Here is a 7,686-nt window from a genome sequence, read left to right as displayed (position 1 = left end):
GGCGCGTGGTAGAGCCGACTGTCAGTCGGCTGCTCTTCCGCCATATGCAGCAAACCCCGCGCTCCGCGCGAAAGTCGACTGACAGTCGACTCTACCCACGGCAGGCAGGGCCGGGAACCGGCCGCAGGCCGGGGCCCCAGCGCCGAAGGCGCGTGGTAGAGCCGACTGTCAGTCGGCTGCTCTTCCGCCATATGCAGCAAACCCCGCGCTCCGCGCGAAAGTCGACTGACAGTCGACTCTACCCACGGCAGACCGCATCCCGGCGTAGTCTCAATGGCTGGCCTTGTCCCGCTTCCAGCCCCGGTGCTTGATGTCCAGCTGCAGGCTGTACAGCGCGGTGAACGCCGGGAACAGGTTCTGCAGCACGCCCACCGAGTCCTGCTTGGCCGAGAACAGGAAGTAGCTCAGCGTCATCAGGCTGCCGACCACGCTCATGTACCAGAACAGGCGCGGAATCACCGGCTTGCCCGCACGCTTGGACGCGATGAACTGGACCAGCCAGCGGCCGCCGAACATCAGCGCGCCGGTATAGCCGATCAGCTTCCAGCCGGTCACATGCAGGCCGGTCCAGTACAACCAGGTCAGCGGCTGGTCGAGCCAGTGCAGCTCCAGATCCATCAACGCTCCTCCACCGCGGTGCGCTTGCTGCGGGTGATCAGCCACGCCACGCCGCGCAGGTCACGGATGCCGACCAGTGCACGGCCCAGGTTGTTGTACTTGGACACGCCGGCGGTACGGTGGCGGTGGTTGACCGGCACGCTGGTGGTCTTCCAGCCGGCACGCTGCATCAGCGCGGGCAGATAGCGGTGCATGTGGTCGAAGTACGGCAGGTCGAGGAACGCGCTGCGCTCGAACAGCTTGATGCCGCAGCCGGTATCGGGCGTATCGTCGCGCAGCATGCGTGCGCGGATGGCGTTGGCCCACTTGCTGGCCCAGCGCTTGCTGCCGCTGTCCTGGCGGTTGACCCGCCAGCCGGCGAACAGCTTCACCTGCGCCTCGGCGGCATCGCGCGCGGCCAGCAGCTTGGGGATATCGGCCGGATCGTTCTGGCCATCGCCATCCAGGGTGGCGATCCACGGCGCCCGCGCATGCTTGACACCGGTGCGCACGGCGGTGCTCTGCCCGCTCTGGTTCACATGGTGCAGCACCCGCAGTTCCGGTGTGGTCGCCTTCAGGCCCTGCAGCACCGCCAGGGTGTCATCGCGCGAGTGATCATCGATGTAGACGATCTCGAACGGCAGCCGGCCACGCAGTGCAGCGGTGATTTCGGCAACCAGCGGGGCGACGTTGTCGCGTTCGTTGAACACCGGGACGACAACGGAAAGCTCGGGTTGGCTCATAAGGCACTCGGCCAAAGGGGGACAAAGACCGCGCATTCTCCGAAGCCGAGGTTATCCGAAGATGAATCCGGCTGTGTGAGGATCCGTCCTCAGGCGCGGTCGCCAAAATACTCGCGGCACCACTGCACGACGGGGGGCAACCCTTCTTCGATCGGGGTCACCGCGTCGAAGCCGAATGCGTCATGGGCGCGCCGGGTATCGGCCATCGTGCGCACCATGTCGCCCGGCTGCATCGGCTTGTAGACCTTCTGCGCGGGGCGACCGGCGGCCTGCTCGATCACGCTGATGAAGCGCTCCAGCTCGACCGGCGTATGGTTGCCGAGGTTGAACACCCGGTGCGGTACCGGACCATCGGCCGGATGCGCGAGCGCGCCGAGGATACCCGACACGATGTCGGAGACATGTGTGAAATCGCGCTGCATGCGGCCCTCGTTGAACACGTCGATTGGCCGCCCGGCCAGCACCGCGCGCGAGAACAGCAGCGGTGCCATGTCCGGCCGGCCCCACGGGCCATACACGGTGAAGAAGCGCAGGCCGGTGGCATGCAGGCCGTACAGCTGCGCGTAGGTGTAGGCCATCAGCTCGTTGGCCGCCTTGGTCGCCGCGTACAGCGAGCGCGGCTGGTCCACGCGCTGGTCCTCGGAGAACGGCGGCGTGGCCGAATCACCGTAGACCGAGCTGCTGGAGGCATACACCAGGTGCTGCACGCCACGGTGACGGCACAGTTCGAGCATGTTGACGAAGCCGACCAGGTTGCTGTCGACGTAGGCGTGCGGGTTTTCCAGCGAATAGCGCACGCCGGCCTGCGCGGCCAGGTGGATCACCGCAGTCGGCTTCACCTCGTCGAACAGTGCCGCCAGGCCCTGCTGGTCGGTCAGGTCCAGGGTGCGCAGGTCCAGCGCCGGGCACAGCGCAGCCACGCGGTCGCGCTTGATCTGCGGGTCATAGTAGTCGTTGAAGTTGTCCAGGCCGACCACGGGCTGGCCGGCCTCCAGCAGCGCGCGGGCGGTGTAGGCACCGATGAAGCCGGCAGCGCCGGTGAGCAGGATGGTCATGACAGGGGCCTGGAAACGAAGTTCAGGCCCCTGATGTTACCGGTCTCAGAACAAACCGAAACGCTTCTTCGCCACGTTGGTGCGGCCGGGTTCGATCACGTCCTGGATGTTCTTCGCATCGAAGCGGTCGAGCAGCACCTCGGCGCCCTTCCTCAGCTTCAGGTCCATCTCTTCCGGGTACAGCGGAACCAGGCTCATGAAGCTGATGGTCCTGCCGTCCTCCAGCGCCAGCGTGGCGAAGTCCTCCGGGGCGGTCACCGGCGACAGCACGATGGCACCGTCGAAACCCACGCCCGGCGCGTAGGGCTCGCTGGGATGGCCGTTGGGAATGGTGTGGCCGAAGCCCAGCCAGGTGTCGTACTCGTGCGGCAACCGTGCCATGCCCTTCAGCAGGCGCACCGGCCAGTAATTGCGCTCGTCCTCGAAGGCGTCCTGGGAGATCGGCCAGTCGGCCGGCAGGGTCACCATCAGTTCCATGTAGCGCGGCACGTCTGCGTCCACCTCGGCGGGCACGGTCATCGGCAGGTCGCTCATGCCGGAGGTAACCAGGCGCAGGTACGGGCAGTGGTCATTGGCCGGCACCACGTGCACGTCGATGTGCACCAGATCGGAGATGATCTCGTGGAAGACACCGGACACCGGGCCCAGATGGCGTTCGAGGTGGGCGCTGATCGCCTCGATGTGCTGTTCTTCGCCGATGGCGGGCACGAAGTCCTTTTCGCGGCGATGTACCAGTATCTGGGTGCCGTCCGGGCTGACGTCCTCGTATTCGTTGCTCATGTCCTGTTCCCTGGATGAGGCCACGGACCGGAGAGCAGTGCATCCCCGGCACGCGCGGCGGTGCGTTCCCTGTCATCTGCAGGACGCGGCGGGAACAGGCCGCACCCCCTGGCGCGGCGCCGGGCTCAGCCCTGGCGCGTACGCAGCTTTTCCAGCACGCCGTCCAAGGTATCCAGGTCGGTGTAGTGGATGATCAGCTTGCCCTTGCCGCCCCGGCCGTGGTTGATCGCCACCTTGGCACCCAGTGCTTCGGACAGTTCGGTTTCCAGCGAGGCGATGTCGGCCTGCTGCACCTTCGGCGTCGCCACCGGGCGGTTGCTCGGCACCTTGCCGGCCGCGAAGGCCTGCGCACGGCGCTCGACCTCGCGCACCGACCAGCCTTCATCGGCAGCTTCCTGCGCCAGCTTGCCAGCCAGCTCGGGAGCCAGGGTCAGCAGCGCGCGGGCGTGGCCCATTTCCAGGCGGCGGGTTTCCAGCAGCAAGCGGATCGCAACCGGCAGCTCCAGCAGGCGCAGCAGGTTGGACACCGCCGCGCGCGAGCGGCCGACGGCCTCGGCGGCCTCGGCATGGGTCAGGGTGAACTCGCTGATCAGGCGCTGCAGCGCCTCGGCTTCTTCCAGCGGGTTGAGGTCTTCGCGCTGGATGTTCTCGATCAGCGCCATCGCGATGACGGTGCGGTCTTCCAGCTCGCGCACCACCACCGGCACTTCGTCCAGGCCGGCCAGCTGCGATGCGCGCCAGCGGCGCTCACCGGCGACGATTTCGTAGTTGCCTGCCGGCAGCTGGCGCACCAGGATCGGCTGGATCACGCCCTGCGACTTGATCGAGTCGGCCAGCTCGGAGAGCTTGCCCTCGTCCATCTCGCGGCGCGGCTGGTACTTGCCCGGCTGCAGCTGGCCGACCGGCAACTTGCGCAGCACTTCACCCGGCAGCGGCTCAATCACCGCGGTGGTGGCCTGCACCTGGCTGACCGCGCCTTTCGGGCCCAGCAGCGCGTCCAGGCCACGGCCGAGGCCTCGCTTCTTGGCTGCCGGCTTGCTGCTGGTCATCAGACGGTCTCCACGGCCTTGGCGGCCTTGTTGCGTTCGTTGTTGCGGCGGATGATCTCGCCGGCCAGGCCCAGGTAGGCTACGCCACCGCGCGAGGCGCGGTCGTAGCCGACGATGCTCTGGCCATGGCTGGGCGCCTCGGCCAGGCGCACGTTGCGCGGCACGATGGTGCGGAACACGCGGTCGCCGAAGTGCTCGGTGAGCTCGGCCGACACTGCGTTGGCCAGGTTGTTGCGCACGTCGAACATGGTGCGCAGCACGCCTTCGATCTCCAGCGCCGGGTTCAGGCTGGTGCGCAGCGCTTCGATGGTTTCCACCAGCGCGCTCAGGCCTTCCAGTGCGTAGTACTCGCACTGCATCGGCACGATCACCGAATCGGCGGCGGCCAGCGCGTTGAGCGTCAGCAGCGACAACGCCGGCGGGCAATCGATCAGGATGTAGTCGTACTCGTCGCGGATCGGCGCCAATGCGCGCTTCAGGCGCTGCTCGCGCTCGCTCTGGCCCATCAGCTGGATCTCGGCGGCGGTCAGGTCGATGTTGCCCGGCAGCAGGTCGTAGCCTTCGGCGGTCTGCACGCGCACATCGGCGGCGCTGTTCTCGCCCAGCAGCAGATCGCAGGTGGAGGCCGCCAGCTCACGCTTGTCCACGCCGCTGCCCATGGTCGCGTTGCCCTGCGAGTCCAGGTCGACCAACAGCACGCGCTTGGGTGCGTTGGCCAGGGAAGCGGCCAGGTTGACGGCGGTCGTGGTCTTGCCGACGCCACCCTTCTGGTTGGCGATGGCGATGATGCGGGCCATGCGGGTGTGCCTCGTCGACGGATGGTTGGGACCGGTCATTATGCGTACAACCGGCCCCTTGCGGAAATCGTGGATCGCCAACCCGTTGTTCCACAAAGGGCTGGCGGCGGGAATCAGGGACCTGTAACGGTGACCAGGTGGCGTTCGCCGGCCAGGCCGGGCACGCTCAGCGGGGTCACCTCACGCACCTGCCAGCCAGCCGGCAGTTCCGCGATCTCCTCATGCGGGTAGACGCCCTTCATGGCCAGCAGCACGCCACCGGGGCGCAGCAGATGGCCACCGACGCGGACGATGCCAGCCAGGGTATCCATTGCGCGCGCGGTCAGCTGGTCGTAACGACCGGCCTCGTCCAGCGCTTCGGCCCGCGATTCGGCCACGCGGGCGTTGCCCAGGCCGAGCTGGCGCACGGCCTCGCGCATGAAGCGCGCCTTCTTGCCGTTGCTCTCCACCAGGGTGACCTGCAGGCCCGGGCAGGCGATCGCCAGCGGGATGCCGGGCAACCCGGGGCCGGTACCGAGGTCGGCCAGGCTGCCATCAGCCACGAACGGCTGCATCGCCAGCGAATCGAGCAGGTGGCGGGTAACCATCTCCTGCGGGTCGCGGATGGCGGTGAGGTTGTAGGTGCCGTTCCAGCGGTGTAGCAGGGCCAGGTAGCGCAGCAGCGGCGGCGCCAGCGCGGCGTCCAGGCCCATGCTGGCCAGGCCCTGTTCCAGCGTGGCAGCCACGCTGGCGGGAAGTGGGTGTTCGCTCATGCCGACATTATCGCCGGTTTTGCGCGCTGATTCCCCGCTTCAGTGCGGATACCAGGCCAACGCCGCACGGAACTGGCCGGTGGCCTGCCATTCGTGCAGGTGCCAGCGCGCGGCCTCGCCCAGTTCCGGGTCGCACCAGCGCAGGTGCAGGGCGCCATCGGCCCCCGGCGCCAGCTGCAGGCGGTGCAGCCCGAACGAGATGCCCTGCCCGTGCGCCTTCAGGATCGCCTCCTTGACGCACCATACGCGGAAGAACCAGTGCTCGCGGTCGGCCTCGTCCAGGCGTTCCAGCCAGGCCACCTCCTGCGGGTGGAAGAAGCGCCGCACGATTTCCAGAAGACGCGGCCGCGGCCGCAGCAGTTCCAGGTCCACGCCCAGCCGCACGCCTTCGCCCAGCGCCACCAGCAGCACCTCACCGCTGTGGCTCCAGCCGGTCCCGTAGTGGGCCAACGGGCCGCTCAGCTCCGGCCGGCCCTTGTCGTCACGGACCAGTGGCAGCGTCTGCGGATCGGTGCCCAGCGCCTGCGCCAGTACCTGCCGGGCCTGCGGTTCACCGCGCTGGCCCGGCACGTGCGGACGCCGCCAGACCGTTACCGGACCGAAGCGCCACGGGCCGTCGAGGGTGGCTGGCAGGCTCATCCGCACGCGCCCATCACGCAATTGCACGACGGGTTCACGGCCGTGCGCGTCAACTGGTCACAGTTTCCCACCGGAGGTTCGATCATGGGCATCATCATCTGGCTGATCGTCGGCGGCATCGTAGGCTGGCTGGCCAGCATCATCATGAAGCGCGATGCCCAGCAGGGCATCATCCTCAACATCGTGGTCGGCATCGTCGGCGCGCTGATTTCCGGCTGGCTGTTCGGCGGCGGCATCAACGAAGCGATCACCATCCGCACCTTCCTGTTCTCGCTGATCGGCGCGGTGATCCTGCTGGCGATCGTCAACCTGTTCACCCGCAAGAGCATACGGTGATCCGAGGGTAGTGCCGGCCACTGGCCGGCGGATGTTCCAGAACGGGCCCGGCAATCGTCGGGCCCTGTTCGTTCAACCGATCTGCACCCAGGCCGGCGCATGGTCGCTCGGGCGTTCCCAGGTGCGTGGCTCGCGGTCGATGCCCGAGGCCACCGCGCTGCCCTTCAGCGCATCGGAGACCAGGGTCAGGTCGATGCGTAGGCCCAGGTTGCGGCGGAAGCCGGCGGCACGGTAATCCCACCAGCTGAAGGTGCCCGCCTCGTCGTTGTGCAGGCGGAAGCCATCGTGCAGGCCCAGCTGCAGCAGCTTGTTGAGCGCGCCGCGCTCGGCGGTGGAGGTCAGGATGTGGTTGTCGTTCCACACCTCCGGGTCGTGCACATCGCGCGCGTCCGGGGCGATGTTGAAGTCACCCATCACGATCAGCTTCGGGTGGCGCTGCAGCTCTTCGGCGATCCAGGCATGCACCGCTTCCAGCCAGCGCAACTTGTACTCGTACTTGTCGGTACCGATGTCCTGGCCGTTGACCACGTACAGGTTGATCACCCGCAGGTCGCCGAAGGTACCGGCAATGACGCGCTTCTGTTCGTCCTCGAAGCCGGGAATGCCGATCTGCACGTCCTGCGCCGGCTCACGCGACAGCAGCGCCACGCCGTTGTAGGTCTTCTGGCCGGCGAACACGCTGCGGTAGCCGGCGGCGATCAGCGCAGAATCGGGGAACTTGTGGTCCTCCAGCTTGGTTTCCTGGATACCGACGATGTCCGGGCCGAACTCCCTGAGCCACTGCTCCAGGTGCGGCAGGCGGACATTGAGCGAATTGACGTTCCACGAGGCGATCTTCATGCGGGCATTCTACCCGGGCCAGCTTTGGTAGACGCCAGCCTTGGTTGGCGCACGGCCCCCGCGTGCCAACCAAGGCTGCCACCCACCGGTAGTGCCGG

The 7,686-nt window shown here is 67.4% G+C and carries 10 protein-coding genes; 1 reads left to right on the top strand and 9 read right to left on the bottom strand.

The features are described from left to right. Positions 1–270: 270 nt before the first annotated feature. The 8 genes from AC5P78_RS21030 to AC5P78_RS20995 form a co-directional block, all read right to left on the bottom strand. Positions 271–618, bottom strand: coding sequence for a lipid-A-disaccharide synthase N-terminal domain-containing protein (locus tag AC5P78_RS21030; RefSeq protein WP_005414908.1), 348 nt, complete (start codon positions 616–618; stop codon positions 271–273). Then, complete coding sequence (locus AC5P78_RS21025; RefSeq protein ID WP_005420380.1) at positions 618–1,340, bottom strand: glycosyltransferase family 2 protein; 723 nt, start codon at positions 1,338–1,340, stop codon at positions 618–620. The genes AC5P78_RS21030 and AC5P78_RS21025 overlap by 1 nt, the downstream gene beginning before the upstream one ends. Positions 1,341–1,429: 89 nt before the next feature. After that, the gene (locus AC5P78_RS21020) at positions 1,430–2,395 is read right to left on the bottom strand and encodes an NAD-dependent epimerase/dehydratase family protein (RefSeq protein WP_005411650.1); all 966 of its coding nucleotides are present in this window, start codon (positions 2,393–2,395) and stop codon (positions 1,430–1,432) included. 45 nt (positions 2,396–2,440) lie between these two features. Then, complete coding sequence (locus tag AC5P78_RS21015) at positions 2,441–3,175, bottom strand: suppressor of fused domain protein (RefSeq protein ID WP_024957791.1); 735 nt, start codon at positions 3,173–3,175, stop codon at positions 2,441–2,443. A gap of 125 nt (positions 3,176–3,300) precedes the next feature. Next, positions 3,301–4,224: a ParB/RepB/Spo0J family partition protein gene (locus AC5P78_RS21010; protein WP_005411652.1), complete on the bottom strand. Its 924-nt coding sequence runs from the start codon at positions 4,222–4,224 to the stop codon at positions 3,301–3,303. Further along, a complete protein-coding gene (locus AC5P78_RS21005) occupies positions 4,224–5,021 on the bottom strand; it encodes a ParA family protein (protein ID WP_005411653.1) in 798 nt (265 codons plus the stop codon). The genes AC5P78_RS21010 and AC5P78_RS21005 overlap by 1 nt, the downstream gene beginning before the upstream one ends. 113 nt (positions 5,022–5,134) lie before the next feature. Further along, positions 5,135–5,773: a 16S rRNA (guanine(527)-N(7))-methyltransferase RsmG gene (gene rsmG / locus AC5P78_RS21000; RefSeq protein WP_012481632.1), complete on the bottom strand. Its 639-nt coding sequence runs from the start codon at positions 5,771–5,773 to the stop codon at positions 5,135–5,137. A 39-nt stretch (positions 5,774–5,812) separates the two neighbouring features. Then, complete coding sequence (locus AC5P78_RS20995) at positions 5,813–6,412, bottom strand: 4'-phosphopantetheinyl transferase family protein (RefSeq protein ID WP_033835351.1); 600 nt, start codon at positions 6,410–6,412, stop codon at positions 5,813–5,815. A gap of 84 nt (positions 6,413–6,496) precedes the next feature. On the opposite strand from AC5P78_RS20995, the gene AC5P78_RS20990 reads away from it, so the two are divergent. Then, the gene (locus tag AC5P78_RS20990) at positions 6,497–6,748 is read left to right on the top strand and encodes a GlsB/YeaQ/YmgE family stress response membrane protein (protein ID WP_005411656.1); all 252 of its coding nucleotides are present in this window, start codon (positions 6,497–6,499) and stop codon (positions 6,746–6,748) included. A 72-nt stretch (positions 6,749–6,820) separates the two neighbouring features. Here AC5P78_RS20990 and xth read toward each other — a convergent pair whose 3' ends face one another. Beyond that, positions 6,821–7,588, bottom strand: a complete 768-nt coding sequence (gene xth / locus AC5P78_RS20985) for an exodeoxyribonuclease III (RefSeq protein WP_065183643.1) — start codon at positions 7,586–7,588, stop codon at positions 6,821–6,823. Between the last annotated feature and the right edge of the window lie 98 nt (positions 7,589–7,686).

The sequence above is a fragment of the Stenotrophomonas sp. YJH_SMC_133 genome (assembly GCF_059370655.1).
The sequence above is the reverse complement of the archived record's forward strand: the minus strand, read 5'-3'. Positions and strand labels throughout refer to the sequence as shown.